The sequence below is a fragment of the Acetobacter senegalensis genome (assembly GCF_001499615.1).
In the GTDB taxonomy this organism is placed as follows: domain Bacteria; phylum Pseudomonadota; class Alphaproteobacteria; order Acetobacterales; family Acetobacteraceae; genus Acetobacter; species Acetobacter senegalensis.
In genome coordinates this window covers 3,859,506-3,876,627 of sequence record NZ_LN606600.1, presented here as the reverse complement: position 1 = coordinate 3,876,627, position 17,122 = coordinate 3,859,506, and the positions used below count along the sequence as shown (strand labels likewise).

16 protein-coding genes are annotated in these 17,122 nt (G+C 56.3%); 8 read left to right on the top strand and 8 right to left on the bottom strand.

The annotated features are described in order from the left end of the window. Positions 1-166 precede the first annotated feature (166 nt). The 3 genes from ASN_RS17825 (at position 167) to ASN_RS17815 (ending at position 4,367) form a co-directional block, all read left to right on the top strand. The gene (locus ASN_RS17825) at positions 167-1,150 is read left to right on the top strand and encodes a Gfo/Idh/MocA family protein (protein WP_058989009.1); all 984 of its coding nucleotides are present in this window, start codon (positions 167-169) and stop codon (positions 1,148-1,150) included. A gap of 204 nt (positions 1,151-1,354) precedes the next feature. Beyond that, on the top strand, positions 1,355-3,286 hold the full coding sequence (locus ASN_RS17820) for a ribonucleoside-diphosphate reductase subunit alpha (protein WP_058989008.1): 1,932 nt from the start codon (positions 1,355-1,357) through the stop codon (positions 3,284-3,286). 64 nt (positions 3,287-3,350) lie between these two features. Beyond that, entirely contained in the window at positions 3,351-4,367 is a 1,017-nt protein-coding gene (locus tag ASN_RS17815; RefSeq protein ID WP_006558959.1) for a ribonucleotide-diphosphate reductase subunit beta, read from the top strand. Between the two features lie 132 nt (positions 4,368-4,499). Here the strand turns inward: ASN_RS17815 and ASN_RS17810 are convergent, their stop codons facing one another. Beyond that, on the bottom strand, positions 4,500-5,270 hold the full coding sequence (locus ASN_RS17810) for a tRNA1(Val) (adenine(37)-N6)-methyltransferase (RefSeq protein ID WP_058989007.1): 771 nt from the start codon (positions 5,268-5,270) through the stop codon (positions 4,500-4,502). A gap of 115 nt (positions 5,271-5,385) precedes the next feature. On the opposite strand from ASN_RS17810, the gene ASN_RS17805 reads away from it, so the two are divergent. Then, positions 5,386-6,456 carry a polyprenyl synthetase family protein gene (locus ASN_RS17805; protein ID WP_058989006.1) on the top strand — a complete coding sequence of 357 codons (1,071 nt, stop codon included), beginning with the start codon at positions 5,386-5,388 and terminating at the stop codon, positions 6,454-6,456. Between the two features lie 71 nt (positions 6,457-6,527). On the opposite strand, the gene ASN_RS17800 is transcribed toward ASN_RS17805, so the two are convergent. From ASN_RS17800 to ASN_RS17785, 3 genes are all read right to left on the bottom strand, one after another. Then, complete coding sequence (locus ASN_RS17800) at positions 6,528-7,760, bottom strand: MFS transporter (RefSeq protein WP_058989005.1); 1,233 nt, start codon at positions 7,758-7,760, stop codon at positions 6,528-6,530. A 561-nt stretch (positions 7,761-8,321) separates the two neighbouring features. Continuing rightward, a complete protein-coding gene (locus tag ASN_RS17790; protein ID WP_058989003.1) occupies positions 8,322-9,173 on the bottom strand; it encodes a glutamate racemase in 852 nt (283 codons plus the stop codon). Between the two features lie 13 nt (positions 9,174-9,186). Then, complete coding sequence (locus tag ASN_RS17785) at positions 9,187-9,939, bottom strand: orotate phosphoribosyltransferase (protein WP_006558967.1); 753 nt, start codon at positions 9,937-9,939, stop codon at positions 9,187-9,189. Between the two features lie 101 nt (positions 9,940-10,040). Here ASN_RS17785 and ASN_RS17780 point away from each other — a divergent pair, with 101 nt between their 5' ends. The 3 genes from ASN_RS17780 to ASN_RS17770 all read left to right on the top strand — a co-directional run bounded on the left by ASN_RS17780 (position 10,041) and on the right by ASN_RS17770 (position 11,810). Continuing rightward, a complete protein-coding gene (locus tag ASN_RS17780; protein ID WP_157765210.1) occupies positions 10,041-10,964 on the top strand; it encodes an ELM1/GtrOC1 family putative glycosyltransferase in 924 nt (307 codons plus the stop codon). 116 nt (positions 10,965-11,080) lie between these two features. Then, positions 11,081-11,317, top strand: a complete 237-nt coding sequence (locus ASN_RS17775; protein WP_035381706.1) for a hypothetical protein — start codon at positions 11,081-11,083, stop codon at positions 11,315-11,317. Between the two features lie 94 nt (positions 11,318-11,411). After that, entirely contained in the window at positions 11,412-11,810 is a 399-nt protein-coding gene (locus ASN_RS17770) for a hypothetical protein (protein ID WP_157765209.1), read from the top strand. Between the two features lie 164 nt (positions 11,811-11,974). Here the strand turns inward: ASN_RS17770 and gltA are convergent, their stop codons facing one another. The 4 genes from gltA to ASN_RS17750 all read right to left on the bottom strand — a co-directional run bounded on the left by gltA (position 11,975) and on the right by ASN_RS17750 (position 15,076). Further along, the gene (gene gltA, locus ASN_RS17765; protein WP_006558971.1) at positions 11,975-13,285 is read right to left on the bottom strand and encodes a citrate synthase; all 1,311 of its coding nucleotides are present in this window, start codon (positions 13,283-13,285) and stop codon (positions 11,975-11,977) included. 150 nt (positions 13,286-13,435) lie between these two features. Beyond that, positions 13,436-13,963 carry a SixA phosphatase family protein gene (locus tag ASN_RS17760; RefSeq protein ID WP_058989001.1) on the bottom strand — a complete coding sequence of 176 codons (528 nt, stop codon included), beginning with the start codon at positions 13,961-13,963 and terminating at the stop codon, positions 13,436-13,438. Further along, a complete protein-coding gene (locus tag ASN_RS17755; protein ID WP_058989000.1) occupies positions 13,960-14,277 on the bottom strand; it encodes a chorismate mutase in 318 nt (105 codons plus the stop codon). The genes ASN_RS17760 and ASN_RS17755 overlap by 4 nt, the downstream gene beginning before the upstream one ends. Before the next feature lie 70 nt (positions 14,278-14,347). Then, a complete protein-coding gene (locus tag ASN_RS17750) occupies positions 14,348-15,076 on the bottom strand; it encodes a metallophosphoesterase (RefSeq protein ID WP_035381710.1) in 729 nt (242 codons plus the stop codon). Positions 15,077-15,362: 286 nt separating this feature from the next. On the opposite strand from ASN_RS17750, the gene ASN_RS17745 reads away from it, so the two are divergent. After that, complete coding sequence (locus ASN_RS17745; RefSeq protein WP_035381715.1) at positions 15,363-16,880, top strand: acetyl-CoA hydrolase/transferase family protein; 1,518 nt, start codon at positions 15,363-15,365, stop codon at positions 16,878-16,880. Positions 16,881-17,122 lie beyond the last annotated feature (242 nt).

The window sequence follows — 17,122 nt, the reverse complement described above, 5'->3', positions numbered from 1 at the left end:
AGCCTCACTCTCCCGGTTTTGCAGCGGGGGAAAGCACAGGCTCTTGGCAGGAGCACGGAAGGCGATTAGGAACAAAATAGAAACATAATCTGTGATTTTGGGGTTTGTGCCGTGGGCTGCTACCGCTGTGTCGAATGAAAGTGCGCGGGATGAGGAAGGATCGGGAATGACACAGGGCAGCTTGCGGGTTGGGGTGATTGGAGCCGGACATTTCGGGCGCTACCACACCCTGAAAGTGCGGAGCGTGCCGCGTGAGGTGCTGGTGGGTCTGTTTGATCCGGACACGCGCAGGGCTGCCGAGGTAGCGAAAGAAGCCGGGTGCCCGGTTTTTGATAGTGTGGAAGACCTGTTAGCCCAGTGTGATGCTGTGGTGGTTGCTGCCCCGGCAGAGTTCCACTTTGAACTGGCGGTGCAGGCGCTGCGGGCCGGTAAGCATGTGCTGGTGGAAAAGCCGGTGGCGGCCACGTTGGAGCAAGCGGATTTTCTGGTCACTCTGGCAGATGAAACCGGACTGGTGTGTCAGGTTGGGCATTTGCTGCGCTATTCAGCCGAACATGAGGCTATCACCCGCCGTATCACCCGTCCTCTTTACATAGAGGCAACACGGATTGCGCCTTTCAAACCGCGTGGCACGGATGTGTCTGTGATTCTCGACCTGATGATTCATGATCTGGATCTGGTGTTGGCGATTGTAGATAGCCCGATTGCGCAGGTGGATGCCCTGGGGGCAGCGGTCAGTTCAGCCCATGAGGATATTGCCAATGCACGGGTCCGTTTTGAAAACGGCTGCGTAGCAACCATTACCGCCAGCCGAATCTCCCTGAAGACAGAGCGCCGGATGCGACTGTTTTCTGAGGAAGGCTATCTCTCTGCCGATTTTGGCAAGCGTGAGTTGACCATGATTGGTAAAGAGCGTGGGATTCCGTTGCCGGGAACGGGTGGTTTCCGACGGGAAGCGATCTCTTGGAAAGATCATGATTCGCTTCACGCGGAACATGAGGCCTTTGTGGCGGCGTGTCTGGATGGAGCGCCGGTTGTGGTGGATGTCCGGGCCGGACGCCGCGCTCTGGCAGCGGCATTGGCCGTGGCGGATGGCATTGAAGAGTCACGCAGACGGATGGAGATGTCGGGTCTGATTGGCGTGGTCTGAAAAAAATATTCAGCCCCGTATATCTGACGATCGCTGAAAACTGCGCCAAAAGTGGAAAGCAAGTTTTTTTTGCCGATTCAGGGTGAAAAAAAACACTAGATATAGGGTCGATGATGGCGCAAAAACGCGAGATATGGTGCCGCGGCAGAGCGCGCCCACAAGCACAGCCACACCTTACCTAAAGCAAGCGGAGCAAGTGACCTCATGACTCTGGTCGACGTTCAGGAAAATGAAAGCCGCCGTCCCGAGACGCGTGAGGTCGGTACGGGCGATCTGTTCGAGCCCGGCAAGCTGGAAGACATGGTTCAGTTGCCTGGCCATCACCAGGTAAGGGTGGACCGTTCACGCGATGCGCTGCTGACACCGTTTGGCAAGGCCACGCTGGATAACCGCTACCTGCTGCCTGATGAGAGCTATCAGGATCTGTTCGGGCGTGTGTCGTCCTATTACGGGGCGGATGCTGCGCATGCGCAGCGGATTTATGACTATATGAGCCAGCATTGGTTCATGCCCGCAACGCCGGTACTCTCTAATGGGGGCACCACTCGCGGCCTGCCTATTTCCTGCTTCCTGAACGAAGCAAGCGATAGTCTGGACGGCATTGTGGGGCTATGGAACGAAAATGTGTGGCTGGCCAGCAAGGGCGGCGGCATTGGTTCCTATTGGGGTAATCTGCGCTCCATTGGTGAAAATGTAGGCCGGAATGGCAAGACATCCGGCGTTATCCCCTTCATTCGGGTGATGGACAGCCTGACGCTGGCCATCAGTCAGGGGTCTCTGCGTCGCGGCTCAGCTGCTGTCTATCTGCCGGTCTGGCATCCGGAAATTGAAGAGTTCATTGAAATTCGTCGTCCTACGGGGGGTGATCCCAACCGGAAGGCACTGAACCTGCACCATGGTATTCTGGTGTCTGACGCCTTCATGCGGGCCGTGGAAGCGGACGATGAATGGGGACTGGTTTCCCCCAAGGACGGCACCGTTATCCGTAAGGTGTCTGCCCGCGCACTGTGGATCCGTATTCTGACAGCCCGTATGGAGCAGGGCGAGCCGTATATTGTGTATTCAGACCACGTGAACAACGCGCGGCCGGAACATCACAAACTGGCAGGGCTGGAAGTCAAGACGTCCAATCTGTGCTCGGAAATTACGTTGCCGACTGGGGTGGATCATCACGGAAAGCAGCGTACGGCAGTCTGCTGTCTTTCGTCCCTCAATCTGGAAACGTGGGAGCAGTGGAACGATAACCCGCAGTTCATTGAAGATGTGATGCTGTTTCTGGATAACGTGTTGCAGGACTTCATTGACCGTGCACCGCCGGAAATGAAGCACGCAGCATATGCCGCCGCGCGGGAACGTTCTGTTGGACTGGGAGTTATGGGGTTCCATTCCTTCCTTCAGGCCAAAGGTGTTCCGTTTGAAGGTGTGATGGCAAAGGTTTGGAATCGCAAGATTTTCAAACATATCCGCGAACAGGCCGATGCAGCATCCCGCAAGCTGGCGGATCTGCGGGGACCGTGCCCTGATGCGGCCGAATATGGCGTGCATGAACGGTTTTCCAACAAGATGGCGATTGCGCCTACGGCGTCCATCTCCATTATCGCCGGGAATGCGAGCCCCGGAATTGAGCCGATTGCAGCGAACGTGTTCCTGCAGAAAACGCTTTCCGGCTCCTTTACCGTGCGTAACCGCCACCTGCTGAAGCTGTTGCAGGAGAAGGGCAAGGATACGGAGGAAGTGTGGTCCTACATTACGCTGAACAAGGGCAGCGTGCAGGGACTGGACTTCCTGAGTGATGATGAAAAGGCCGTTTTCAAGACTGCCTTTGAACTCGATCAGCGCTGGATTGTGGAGCACGCGGCAGACCGGCAGCCTTATGTGTGTCAGGCGCAGTCGGTTAATCTGTTCCTGCCTGCCAATGTGCATAAGCGGGACCTGCATCAGATTCACCATATGGCATGGAAGAAGGGCCTGAAATCCCTGTATTACTGCCGGTCCCTTTCCATCCAGCGGGCAGATACGGTTAGTAACGTGTTGACCAAGGCCGATGTGCTGGCGGCGGAAGATGCGCAGAGAGCAGAAGCCGCTTCGGCATCGGGCAATAACAACAACTATGATGAATGTCTTGCCTGCCAGTAAAAGGCAGGGAAGATATTCAGCGTCTTGTTTTTAAAGAAAATGCTTCAGGTATGAGGACAGCATCATGAGCGAAACACAAGCCGGGGGCGGCGAACAGGAACAGCATTTCGATCTGCTGACTTCCAATCCTGTTTACAAGCCGTTTCGTTACCCGTGGGCCTATGATGCATGGCTGACGCAGCAGCGCCTGCACTGGCTACCGGAAGAAGTGCCGCTGGCAGACGATGTGAAAGACTGGCACCGTGTACTGAATGAAAGCGAGCGGCATCTGGTAACCCAGATTTTCCGCTTCTTCACGCAGTCCGATGTGGAAGTGAACAATTGCTACATGAAGCACTACAGCCGGGTCTTCAAACCCACTGAAGTGCTGATGATGCTCTCGGCGTTCTCAAACATCGAGACCATTCATATTGCGGCATACAGCTATCTGCTGGACACGCTGGGCATGCCCGAAGCGGAATATTCTGCATTCCTTAAGTATAAGGAAATGAAGGATAAATACGATTACATGCAGGCGTTCTCCGTGGACAGCAAGCATGAGATCGCCAAGACGCTGGCAGCGTTCGGTGCCTTTACAGAAGGCCTTCAGCTTTTTGCGTCCTTCGCCATTCTGCTGAACTTCCCGCGCTTCAACAAGCTGAAGGGCATGGGGCAGATTGTGTCCTGGTCCGTGCGGGATGAAACGCTGCACTGCCTGTCCATCATCCGCCTGTTCCGCGTATTCGTGCACGAAAACCCGGAAATCTGGACGGACGAGCTTCAGCAGGAACTGCGCGATATCTGCGCTACCATTGTTGAGCACGAAGAAGCGTTCATTGATCTGGCGTTTGAAATGGGGCCGGTTGAAGGGTTGGATGCCGCACAGGTGAAAACCTACATCCACTTCATTGCAGATCGTCGTTTGATTCAGCTTGGGCTTGAGCCTCTTTACAACACGACAGCTAATCCGCTGCCATGGCTGGATGACATGCTGAACGCGGTTGAACACACGAACTTCTTCGAAAACCGTGCAACCGAATATAGCCGTGCGTCCACCACTGGTACGTGGGAAGAAGCCTTTGAGGCGTCCGTTTTTGAATAAGGGTAAAGATTTTCCCTAAAGGAAACGTTTGTAAGAAAGGCCATCCTTGCGGTGGCCTTTTTTTTTATGGAGGCAGGGTAGGTGGTGCAGGTTTTTCGTGAGAAAATTTCGGTAACCACTTGTTCTTAAAGTTTAAACCCGAGAAGCCTGTTGCCGGTGCAGGATGAGTGGGCTACCTTCTTTCAGAATGGTGCGGCTTTCTGGAGTAAACCCGCCTTCCTGCTGGTGCAGGACAAGACCAGGGAGGATGCGCGAGGGGCTTTTTACGCCATAGCGCGCCTGGATCAGCATCAGGCGCGCTTGTCGGCCGGTTTTGGGCCACAGGGGGCATAGCGTTACATCTCCAAACCGGGCGCGGGTCAGGAAGGTGCACGCCGCAGCCATCTGAGTGGCGGGCAGGGCCAGCGTCAGGCTGCCCTTATAACGGAGCAGCCGTGTGGCTCCTTTGATCCAGCTTTCCAGCGTGTCAGGCATGGCGCGGCGGGCAAGGTCTCGTTGCTCCATGGGTGAGGCACTGCTGTCCGTGTCATGCCACGGCGGATTCGCAAAGCAGTGGTCAAATTGGCCGAAGGGGAAGTCGGGAGGCAGGGCGTCAGGGAAACGGGCGTTCAGAAGCGTGACTCCGGTGCGTCCATTGGCCTTGAGATTATGCTCCGCCAGCGCAAGAGTGGCGGAATCCAGTTCGATGCCCCATACGCTCAGTTCTGGTATGCGATGAGTCAGGCACAACAGCCCCGCGCCTGCGCCACAGCCGATTTCTGCCACGCGCTGGCCGGGGCGGGCGGGAACGGCGGCCGCCATAAGCACAGGTTCAAGGCCGGTTCTGTTCCCTTTGAGGAATTGGGAGTAAAGAATTTTTCCGGCCATAAGGGTGCCGGAAGAAAGCGCGGAAAGATCGGGCATGACCGGCCTTGCCAGAAAGTGTCTGGCTGTCTTGAAGTGGTTGAACCTTGACCGTTTTTCTGGTGCCCCGCATATGGTTGGACGTCAACTCATCCCATGGCTGGGGGAATAGCGTTTGGGTGTTGCAGTTAGTCTGCCAGAATCTGGCACGGCCACAAGCCAGGATGGATCTAGTGTTTCTGTGAGTAAGCCAGGAGAAGCGGGCTTAAGAGCCTTGGCCGATTACCTCGCGCAGGATATGCGTGCGTGTAACCAGGTTATTATTGACCGTATGCAAAGTCCGGTTGCGTTGATTCCGCAGTTGGCGGCCCATCTGGTGGCTGCTGGCGGAAAACGCCTGCGTCCTTTGCTCACGCTGGCTTCGGCCCGGATGTGCGGTTACGATAATCAGGACGGCAAGTTGCGGCATGTTGAAATTGCCGCGTGTGTGGAATTTATTCATACAGCCACATTGCTGCATGATGATGTGGTGGATGAAAGCCAGCTTCGGCGTGGGCTGGCCAGCGCCAACGCCATTTTTGGCAACAAGGCCTCCGTGCTGGTGGGGGACTTCCTGTTTGCCCGCGCCTTCCAGATTCTTACGGCCGATGCGTCGCTGGATGTGATGGCCATTCTCTCCGCTGCATCCGCCACCTTGGCGGAAGGCGAAGTGATGCAGATGACCACGCAGAATGATCTTTCCACATCGGTCGATCAGTATTTGCAGGTTATCTATGGCAAGACGGCGGCTCTGTTTGCTGCTGCCTGCGAATCTGGTGCCGTGATTGGAGAGGCAACACCTGAAAAGCGTGAAGCGCTGCGGGTATATGGCGCCAATCTGGGTATGGCTTTCCAGCTTGTGGATGATGCGCTGGATTACGCAGCGGATCAGGCCGTGCTGGGCAAGGAAGTGGGTGATGATTTCCGTGAAGGGAAAGTCACGCTTCCGGTGCTGGCGGCGTATGAAGCCGGGAGTGAGGAAGACCGTGTTTTCTGGCGGCGCGTAATTGAAGACTGCGAACAGACCCCAGAGGATCTGGATGCGGCGCTGGCCCGGATTGCGGCAACAGATGCCATTGCGACCACTTTGGCGAAGGCGGAGGATTACGCGGCCAAGGCGCGGGAAGCACTGGCAATTTTTGATGAGAGTGAGATCAAGTCTCTCCTGATCGAAACCGCCAGTTATTCGGCCAGTCGCGCAAGTTAAGCAGTTCAAGCGTGACCGGGTAAGCGGGAGAGGCCAGAGACTGTGTGTCTGGCCTCTTTTTTGTATACCTCTCAGGGGTTAGCTGGAGCCGCTTTGTCTGCTGATCTGACGTCTTTCAGATTAGGCAGAAAGGCTGTCAGAAGCCCGATAGCGGGCAGATACGCACAGACATGATAGACAAATTCAATGCTGGTGTGATCGGCCAGTTGGCCGAGAACGGCGGCTCCTAGCCCTCCCATACCGAAAGAGAAGCCGAAAAACAGGCCCGCAACCGTGCCAACCCGGCCCGGCATGAGTTCCTGCGCATACACTACGATGGCCGAGAAGGCTGAAGACAAAATCAGGCCGATGATAATGCTCAGGCCGATAGTGGCATTAAGTCCCGCATAAGGCAGCATGAGGGTAAAGGGCAGCACGCCCAGAATAGAGACCCAGATCACCAGTTTGCGGCCAATCCTGTCTCCCACAGGGCCGCCAATGATTGTGCCTGCCGCGGCGGCTGCCAGAAAGACGAACAGATAAGTCTGTGCTGTGCGGACGGGTAAACCAAAATGGTGCATCAGGTAGAAGGTGTAATAGCTCGTGATACTCGCCAGATAGAAATATTTGGAAAAGACCAGCGCGATGAGGATAAAGAGCGCCTTGCCGACCTGAGCCCGGCTGAGATGGGCATGGATGGCGGTGAGGGAGGGTTTGCCAGCCTGTGCTCGGCTGTTGTGTTCATACCAGCGCCCCAGAATGCCCAGCAGGGCCATGCCGCCCAAAGCGACCAGTGCGAACCAGGCAAGACTTTCCCTCCCCCGAGGCACGACAAAATAGGCGGCAAGAAGCGGCCCCATGGCGGTGCCAAAGTTACCGCCCACCTGAAACAGGGATTGTGCCAGCCCGTGTGCGCCGCCTGATGCCTGACGTGCGATCCGAGACGATTCGGGGTGAAAGATGGACGAGCCGATGCCAAGCAGCGCTGCCCCACAGACCAGAAGCACGTAGGACGGTGCAAAGGCGAGCGTGACCAACCCGATCAGGGTAAAGCCCATGCCACAGGGAAGAGAATAAGGGCGTGGTTTGCGATCACTCACTAGCCCGACAAGCGGCTGAAGCAGGGAGGCGGTAATCTGGTAGGTAAGGGTCAGGAAGCCGATCTGCCCGAAATTCAGCGCAAAATGTCCTTTCAGAACCGGATAGAGCGCTGGAAGAAGCGATTGCATGGTGTCGTTGAGAAAATGGCAGAAACTGATAGCCCCCAACACCGGAAACACGGTGGACGCGGTGCGGATGGGGCGGCCGGCGACAGACTGGCTCACGAGACGATCCTTGTTATTTTTCTTAAAGCTGTTGGAGGTCTTCCTGTCAGGGAGCCTGAAACAGCCTTTTGTGCGTCTTTCGGAAAAAGAGGGCCGTTGTTGGTATCGCTGGCCCATTTGACAGAAGCCTAGCTCTGCGGATCAGGCTTTGTCACGCGCGCTTGTTATAACGAGACGGTGAAGCCTTACCCCGAAAGGGTGAGGTGGTTTCAACAATCTGGAGGTTAAGGCGGCCAGATCACTTTATGACTGAAAATGCTGGTTTGCCGTTAGGATGGTGCCACTGCTGGGCAAAGAGGCACCACATTCAGGCAAAAAAGAACCACAGATTGGCCTGAGTGATTTTGGAAAAAGCCACTCAGGTGCCGCCCTGCCGCTGTACGACGTGACCAGTCAGGTTAGCCCGGAAAAAGGCGCTAACCGGGTTTGGAAGAGGAGGGGTAGGGCGTGGCCGGAGAAACAGCCGATAATTTTTTGCCACGCTGTTGTTCTGGGTGCGCTTTTACGTCTGCCGCCCTCGGGACGTATTTTGTCGCGGGCCTCTACGCTGCTTGGTTTGGGCTAGGCCGTTATTTTTTGTGACGCGGGCAGGCTTGGCCAGAGCGTTATCTCATCAAACCCGAAATCGGGCAGCTTTCGCCGCAGCGCCTCTGCTTCAGGAGGCATCGAGGTAAACCAGGCACGGGGCTGGACCGAAGGAGAGGTCACTTCCGGCTGGTTCTGAAGAAGGGTGAGCGTGTGGCGCGCCACGGCATTTGCTGGGTCCAGCCATATGATACGAGGCGGAGAAAGAGCCCGGAGTTGCTCCAGCACGAATGTATAATGCGTGCATCCCAGGCCCACGGCATCCAGTTTACCCGTGGTGTCGCGATCAAACAGGCCCGCAATTTCCCGTTGAATAGCGCTTGGCGGCACGTCCTCGCCCCGGAAAAGATGCTCCGCGCAGGCGGCCAGACCCGGTGCCGCATGGGCGATCAGGGTACAATCCGGTGCATACAGGGCGTGCAAGCGGTTCAGATAAGGCCGCCGGATGGTGGCGCTGGTGGCCAGCAGGCCAATAACGTGGGAGCGGGTGAGACGAGCGGCCCAGCGGATGGGGGGCACGCACCCGATAAAGGGTATCTCTGGCCATGCTGCGCGCAACGCATCCAGCGCAAGCGTGCTGGCTGTGTTGCAGGCAATCACAACAGCCTGTGGGCGTAGCCTGCTGATGGCCTCGGAAATGAGGGTGAGAACACGCTCAACCAGAAACGCGTCATCCTGCTCACCATAAGGAAAGACGGCTGTATCAGCCAGATACTCTATGGCCAGTGCAGGATTAAGCGTGCGTAAGGCCCGCACAATGCCAAGCCCACCTATTCCGGAATCAAACGCCAGAAGATGGTGTGTGCCTGAATGTGCGGGACCAGTCATTTTTCTGCGAAGATCAGCCTTGTTTAGCTTTGTATTCTGCGGCTTCTTCCAGGCTGCCGACGCCGCCGTGGCGGGCAGACCATGCGCACGGGTCTTCAAGGAAGCGCCTGACTTCTGCCGCAGCAGACTCCGAGAAATAAGGACGGGTTGAGCAGGCTTCCAGAACGTCCCACCAGGTGCAGAGCGAATGCAGGGCAACATTCATTTCAGACAGCGTGCGCTGCGCACCGGGGAACACACCGTAGTAAAAGACCACGAACGCGTGGTTCACAAGCGCGCCCGCATCCCGCAGGGCGTTGGCGAAGCGTACTTTGGATGCGCCATCCGTGGTGAGGTCTTCTACCAGCAGGGTGCGCATGCCTTCGGGCACATCGCCTTCAATCTGGGCATTACGGCCAAAGCCTTTGGGCTTCTTGCGCACATAAGCCATGGGCAGCAGCATGCGATCCGCCATCCACGCTGCAAAGGGAATACCGGCTGTTTCCCCGCCAACCACGGCATCCAGGCTTTCATACCCGACGTGCCGGCCGATTTTTTCTACCCCCAGTTCCACAATTTTCTGGCGGGCGCGTGGAAAGAAAATAATGCGGCGGCAATCAATATAGACCGGGGATTTCCAGCCGGAGGTCAGGGTATAGGGTTCTTCCGGGCGGAAATTGACAGCTTTGATTTCCAGCAACAGACGTGCCGTGCTCAGAGCCGCATCGCGGTCCCAATCGCTGGTCTCGCCAGAATGGGGGGCGGCCAGGTTTGCGGGTGACGTCATGAAGCGTTTCCTTGAATTGGCGGTTGGAATTTGCTTTGCAATAGCCTCAGGCAGCCTGAAAATCTATGCTTCATCTCAGTCTTCGGCGGCGGAATGAAAAAATGATGTTGTCTGTGACGCAGTTGGCCCCGGTATGGGTGGTGGAGAAGGCCGCAGCAGGAGAAGCTGGGCCCGCCTATATTCTGGCGTCCCGGCTTGGGTGTTTGTTCAGGCGCATCAGTGTGGATGATCTGGCGCTCGATTCGGACCTTAAGGGACGGCGCGCACCGGGGCTTATTCTGACATCTGGCGTGCGGAGCGGCTACGCGGCCTTGCGGGCGGCTCGAAAAGCAGAATGCCCGGTGGTCTGGTGTGTGCGGGGAGAGGCCCGTACAGCCCCCATGCTCCGTTCTCTTCCGTTTGATCTGGTGGTGGCGTCTTCCGCCGCAGCGGTTGCCCCCCGATTCTGCCCGACATTGGGGCCCTTGAGTATTGTGTCGCCTCATCTTGTGGCGCGTGCTGGTAAAGCGTGGCAGGAGCGGCTGGAGCATCTGCCTCATCCGCGGGTTGCCGTTGCCGTGGGTGAAGGCGCGTTCCGCACCGAGGAAGAAGCCCTGCTGAGTGGCAAGAAACTGGCCATGATGGTGAACCGCTACGGGGGTTCCGTTCTGCTGAGTGTGCGGGGGGAAAACCGCAGGAGCCTGACGGATGCCTTTATTACCGGGCTTTCGTCCGCATTTATGCTCGTTTGGCGCAAGGGCGAGCCGGATGAGGACCCCACCTTGGGGTTTATGGCTTGCTCTGACTGCGTTGTGGTGGCCGGAGGCGAGAGCCCGATGTTGGTGGAAGCCTGCGTTGTGGATGTGCCGGTTTTTTTGATGGAGCGGGAGCAGGACCTGCGTGGAGCCCGCGGCAGGATTGCCCTGAGGCTGATTGAAGACAGGCATCTGCGGATTCTGAAAGATGATTTTGTGCCGTGGCCCCGCTCTGTGCTGGATGAAGCAGGCCGTGTGGCGGACATTATGAAGGCGCGTTGGGCCTTGTAAAAATGTCACTGAAAAAACTTGTGATCAGGAGAAAGGACATTCCTGCTTGCGTAGGGGAGGGAAGAGGCGTTTAATCTGAACTTGTTGAGATTGATTATTAACTTAAGGATGGTGCTGTGGCTGTTGAACTAAGTCGGATCGCACGTAAATGTGAGCGTGCTGTTATCACGGCGTATCAGGAGCTGCGTGAGGTGGGCACTGAAGACGTAACCGCGTTTCATGCTTGCACCACGCTTTATCGCATTCATCATCCTGAAGCGTCTCTGAACGAAGCACGCCGCTTGGTCTCTGAATGGATTGATCATCACGTTGTGCGTAAATCTGAAGGACCGACCAAAGGCTGTGACTGCTAACGGCTGAGGTCTATCGAGGTTTCAAATTCTTCTGTGGAAGAGTGTGAGCCAGATCGGGTATTCCGGTCTGGCTTTTTGTTTGTTCAGAGGCGTCATGACACAGCATGATACATCCTCCTTGACAGGATTATGGCAGGGGCAGTTCACGTATCCGCGCGGGTATGCACCAGAATTTTTCACGGCTTCTCTACTCGATCAAGCAGGCATGCTGTCTGGTGCCATTACGGAAAAGGCGACTGAAACAACGCCTGACCATTCCATTCTGTATGCTGGGCTGAGCGGTCATCATACAGGGCGGCAGGTTGTGTTTGTGAAGACCTATGAAGGCACAGTCCGCGCGCATGACGTGCATTACAGCGGCACGGTCAATGACGATGCGACGGAAATCAGCGGAACATGGTCCATATCGGGAAACTGGTCTGGCCAGTTTCTGATGATTCGGGAAGGACAGGCCACGCAGGATGAGGCGCTTCTGGTGGAAGCCGAGATCTGAAAGCTGCGTCTGTTCATCAGACAGAAATGCTGAGGAAAGTCTGTTCGCTTAAGAAGAAACAATTGCTTCCAGATGGCGCATTAGAAACGCTGCGCTGATTCGTTTTGAGAACGTCTGGAGAGGAAAGCCGGGGAAGGCAGAAAAACCTTCCCCGAAGCTGATGATTACCGCTTGTCGAACGGAACAAAATCCCGCTTTGCGGAACCAGTGTAAAGCTGGCGGGGGCGGCTGATGCGCTGGCCAGGTTCTTCAATCATTTCTTTCCACTGGCTGACCCAGCCGGTGGTGCGGGCCACAGCGAACAGCACGGTGAACATGCTGGTGGGAATGCCCATGGCTTTCAGAATGATGCCTGAATAGAAATCCACATTCGGATACAGCTTCCGCTGCACGAAGTACTCATCATTGATGGCGATTTTTTCAAGCTCGATCGCCAGATCCAGCAACGGATCATCCTTGATGCCCAGTTCGGTCAGCACTTCATGGCATGTCTGCTGCATGATCTTGGCGCGCGGATCAAAGTTCTTGTACACGCGGTGGCCGAAGCCCATCAGCTTTACGCCGCTGGATTTGTCTTTCACCTTGGCAATGAAGTCAGGAATATTTTCCTTCTTGCCAATGGCGGCCAGCATTTTCAGAACGGCTTCGTTCGCGCCACCATGAGCAGGTCCCCAAAGGGCGGCAATGCCAGCGGCAATACATGCGAACGGATTGGCGCCCGTTGACCCTGCCAGACGAACGGTGGAGGTCGAGGCGTTCTGCTCATGATCCGCATGCAGGATCAGGATACGGTTCATGGCGCGAGCCAGAACAGGGTTGATCTTGTATGGCTCTGAAACGCGCGCGAACATCATGGAGAGGAAGTTTTCGGCGTAGTTCAGATCATTCCGCGGGTAGATGAAGGCTTCACCCTGCGTATATTTGTAAGCCCACGCGGCAATGGTCGGGATCTTGGCAATCAACCGCATGGCGGCCAGATCACGGTTGGCCTGAACCGCGATGTCATTGGCGTCCGGGTAGAACGCGGACAGCGCCCCAACGGTGCCGCACAGAATGGCCATGGGGTGAGCATCACGCCGGAAGCCATTGAAGAAATTGCGGATCTGCTCATGGAGCAGCGTATGGTTGGTCAGGGTGTGCGTGAATTTCTTGTATTCAGCATCACTCGGCAGTTCGCCATTCAGCAGAAGGTAAATGACTTCTTCGTAAGATGCCTGTTCTGCCAGTTGGGCGATCGGATAACCTCGATGCAGAAGGACACCATTATCCCCATCAATAAAGGTGATCTTGCTGTTGCAGGATGCTGTTTCACCGTATCCGGGATCAAAGGTGAAAACGCCCAGCTGAGCCGGAAGCTTGCGAATATCGACAACATCCGGCCCCAGGGTGCCGGAAAGAACAGGGAATTCGGCAGTTTTTCCACCCAGCGAAAGGCTGGCGGTGTTCTGCTTACCTTCGTTCTGCGACGCGCTCATGATGTTTCCTTCTGCATTTAGGGACCGCAGCCCTGTTGCGGCCTGCTGTTTGAGTGTTGTCTCCGATCCCGTGAGAAACAGGAAGAAGTGTGCCGATAAACCGCGCGTTATCTTGGGAGCTCTCCGCCGGAAAACCGCTGTTTTTCCGCGCTAGGGTCGCGCGAATGTGTCCAAAGTCAGGCTTTGTCCGTCACATTGCGCCCAGTTTGGTGTGTCGGTTCCTGTGTCTGACCCCCACATACTGAAGACTGCAAGAGACGCAGTTGCGAATCCCTGATCAAGTGCAATGGCCTGCTGATCCAGCAGGCGGGCCAGTGCAGAGATGCCCGGATTATGGCCGATCAGAAGAACGGTGCGTGCCTGAACGGGTGCGGTACGAATCTGGGCAAGCAGTGCTTCTGGTGGCGCTTCATAAATTTCGGGGCAGAAGCGGGTAGGGAAAGCAGGAGGCTGCTGAAAGGGAAGGAGCCCTTCCAGAGTCTGGCGGGTGCGAACGGAGGGGCTGCACAGTACAAGGTCTGGCGAGAGCGTATGCTGCCGCAGCCAGACACCGCATCTTTGGGTGGCGGCGCGGCCTGCTGCCGTCAGGGGGCGGGCGAGATCAGCCGTTTCACTGAAGTCACCTGCAGGGGGCGGGGCTGCCTCCGCATGCCTTAGCAGCAGCAGGCGGCGTGTCATGTGTTTGCCGAGTCTGAAGACTGTCTGGCAATCGCTTCATGATGCCGGATGACTTCGTGAATAATGAAGTTCAGGAATTTTTCAGCAAAATCCGGGTCCAGATGAGCTTCTTCTGCAAGGGTACGCAGCCGTGCGATCTGCCGGCTTTCACGCGCGGGGTCAGCAGGCGGCATGCCATAGCGGGCCTTGAGGGCTCCAACAGCTTTTGTGCAACGAAAACGCTCTGCCAGTATGGCAACAAGGGCTGCGTCAATATTGTCAATGCTGCGGCGGAGGTCCTGAAGAGTATCTGCGGGAGAAGTCTGGTCTGTCACGGTGGTATGGTATCTCTTGGTTGAAGGTCAAAGAGGCCGGGTTTCAGCGCTTTTTTTATACGGCTCCGGTTCAGTTTTCCATCGAAACCGGTGGCAGGTCCAGCCATGCAAGATGGCCGCCTTTGCCGGCACCGGTATCTGTAAAGATGGCTTGCCCCCCTGCGCGACCGGGAATGGTAAGGGGGCACCCATTGGTGGAGCGTTGATCATGCCCACAGTAAACAGTGTAACCACCGGGAATATGGTTGACCCAGTTCAGGCACCGTTCGGGGTAACCATCTTTCTGCATGCGGTTGGTGGTTTCACCGAACAACGCGCGTGAGAGCAGGAATGTCACCCGTTCCAACGGTGGTGGCGGTGGTTCCATGAGCATGCGGACATCAAAGGCACCATGTACAAAAATCTTGCGGTCCAGCACCAGCCATGCCGGGGCTGATTCCAGGCACGAGAGTGCGGCACGGGCGATATCGGCATTTTCGGGCAGGGCAAGCTGTGAAAGCGTTGCCTCAAGCGGCGGGTCCGGCCGCACTTTACGGCCCAGCAGCGCCCGGCCCAGCTTGCGGTCATGATTCCCGATGAGAAACAGGCCACGCTTCTGTTGCATGACCTCCATCATCAGTCGCAGAACACCTGCGCTGTCTGGCCCGTAATCGACAAGATCTCCCAACTGGATGATGAAACGTTCTGTGGCGACGGCGTGTCGGAAAGCGTCAAGATCACCGTGCACATCTCCCACAACGCGGAGTCCTTTCCGCATTGCTTTTTTCACGTTTTCGTCAAGGAAGAAGCCTTTGTCCATCCGCGTTTGTCCACCATTCCTTCCTTCCATGTAGGCTTCACTAGTCTGGACAGGGAAGGGGATGGCGATATTTTTTTGCATTCGGCTTTTTGTGCACAAGCATGTGACACGCCAGAGAGAAGTTTTTCTGCCTAGGTTACGCCATTACCCGGCGCCGGGACGGTGTCGGTGGGAAAAAGGCTGGATATAGAGGGCGGTAGCTGCATGGCCACATGCAGTATATGTGTCCCCTCTCTTCGTTCGGCCTTTTTTCAGAACAGTAAGAACAGGAACAGGAAAGCCTCTCATGACAGAGCGCATTCGTAATGCCTCCCTGCGCAGCAAGGTCCGCCCGGCAGAAGCCGCAGCAGAACTGATTCGTCCGGGCGATGTGGTTGGTACCAGCGGTTTTACCGGGGCTGGTTACCCCAAGGCGGTGCCGGAAGCACTGGCCCAGTTGATGGAAACAGCGCACGGCAAGGGAGAAGATTATCGTATCAGCCTGATTACCGGCGCTTCCACCGGCCCGCAGCTTGATGGCGCGCTGGCCAAGGTGAATGGCGTTTATTTCCGCTCACCCTTCAATACGGATGCTGGCATGCGCAACCGTATCAACGCGGGTGAGACAGATTATTTTGATAACCATCTGGGGCAGGTTGCTGGCCGGGCCATACAGGGCAACTACGGCAAGTTTGATGTTGCCGTGGTGGAAGCCACTGCCATTACGGAAGACGGCGGCATTGTGCCAACATCTTCTGTTGGTAACTCCCAGACATTTCTCGATATTGCCGAGAAGGTCATCATCGAAGTCAATGAATGGCAGCATCCGGGTCTGGAAGGCATTCATGACATCTGGGATGGCAATATCAGCGGGATTCCGCCGCGTGACATCATCCCCCTGACCAAAGCTGATGGGCGCATTGGTGGCCACTCCCTGAAAGTGGACCCCAATAAGATCGTGGCGATTGTGCGCTCCAACGATCGGGACCGGAATGCGCCGTTTGCCGCGCCGGATGATACAGCAAAGGCCATTGCCAAGCATCTGCTTGATTTCTTTGAGCATGAAGTCAAACAGGGCCGCCTGCCACCGTCCCTACTGCCGCTTCAGTCCGGTGTGGGCAACGTGGCCAACGCGGTGCTGGACGGACTGAATGAAGGGCCGTTTGAAAATCTGGTTGGGTACAGTGAGGTCATTCAGGATGGCATGCTGTCCATGCTGGATTCCGGCAAGATGCGTATCGCCTCGGCCACGTCTTTCTCACTGAGCCCGGATGCTGCCGAAGAAATCAACAACCGGATGGATTTCTTCCGCAACAAGATCATTCTGCGCCAGCAGGACGTGAGCAACAGCCCCGGCGTGATCCGTCGTCTTGGCTGTATTGCCATGAACGGCATGATTGAAGCGGACATTTACGGCAACGTGAACTCCACCCGCGTGATGGGGTCCAAGATGATGAACGGGATCGGCGGCTCAGGCGACTTTGCCCGTAGTTCCTATCTGTCCATCTTCCTGTCTCCGTCCACGGCCAAGGGCGGCAAGATTTCCGCCATTGTGCCGATGGCCGCGCATGTTGACCACATCATGCAGGACACCCAGATTTTTGTGACCGAACAGGGGCTGGCTGATCTGCGTGGACTGTCCCCGGTCAAGCGCGCACAGGAGATTATCTCCAAATGTGCGCATCCTGATTATAAGCCGATGCTTCAGGATTATCTGGACCGCGCGCTGAAAGACTCGTTTGGTAAGCACACGCCGCATCTGCTTGATGAAGCGCTGGCATGGCATCAGCGTTTTGTTGAAACGGGTAGCATGCTCAAAGCCTGATCTGGCTTTTTTGCAGACAGAAAAAGGCCGGGCGCAGAGGGGAAACCTCTGTTGCCCGGCCTTTTGTTGTTTCACCATGAAAGCAGGTACCAGCGTTGGGTACAAGGCCGCGCCTTGATCGGGGCGTTCCGAGCGCTCCGAAAAGCGGGAGGTAACGGCTCGCAGGATGCTTTATGGCTGAAAAGGTGTTTTGCTGCCCGGGACGGTGGCGTGGGGCAATAAAGACAACAGCGCTCAGGTAA

Coding starts and splice junctions, on each gene's coding strand:
- ASN_RS17825 (WP_058989009.1), top strand. CDS start 167: ATGACACAGGGCAGCTTGCGGGTTGGGGTGATTGGAGCCGGACATTTC.
- ASN_RS17820 (WP_058989008.1), top strand. CDS start 1,355: ATGACTCTGGTCGACGTTCAGGAAAATGAAAGCCGCCGTCCCGAGACG.
- ASN_RS17815 (WP_006558959.1), top strand. CDS start 3,351: ATGAGCGAAACACAAGCCGGGGGCGGCGAACAGGAACAGCATTTCGAT.
- ASN_RS17810 (WP_058989007.1), bottom strand. CDS start 5,270: ATGCCCGATCTTTCCGCGCTTTCTTCCGGCACCCTTATGGCCGGAAAA.
- ASN_RS17790 (WP_058989003.1), bottom strand. CDS start 9,173: ATGACTGGTCCCGCACATTCAGGCACACACCATCTTCTGGCGTTTGAT.
- ASN_RS17785 (WP_006558967.1), bottom strand. CDS start 9,939: ATGACGTCACCCGCAAACCTGGCCGCCCCCCATTCTGGCGAGACCAGC.
- ASN_RS17780 (WP_157765210.1), top strand. CDS start 10,041: ATGATGTTGTCTGTGACGCAGTTGGCCCCGGTATGGGTGGTGGAGAAG.
- ASN_RS17770 (WP_157765209.1), top strand. CDS start 11,412: ATGACACAGCATGATACATCCTCCTTGACAGGATTATGGCAGGGGCAG.
- gltA (WP_006558971.1), bottom strand. CDS start 13,285: ATGAGCGCGTCGCAGAACGAAGGTAAGCAGAACACCGCCAGCCTTTCG.
- ASN_RS17760 (WP_058989001.1), bottom strand. CDS start 13,963: ATGACACGCCGCCTGCTGCTGCTAAGGCATGCGGAGGCAGCCCCGCCC.
- ASN_RS17750 (WP_035381710.1), bottom strand. CDS start 15,076: ATGGACAAAGGCTTCTTCCTTGACGAAAACGTGAAAAAAGCAATGCGG.
- ASN_RS17745 (WP_035381715.1), top strand. CDS start 15,363: ATGACAGAGCGCATTCGTAATGCCTCCCTGCGCAGCAAGGTCCGCCCG.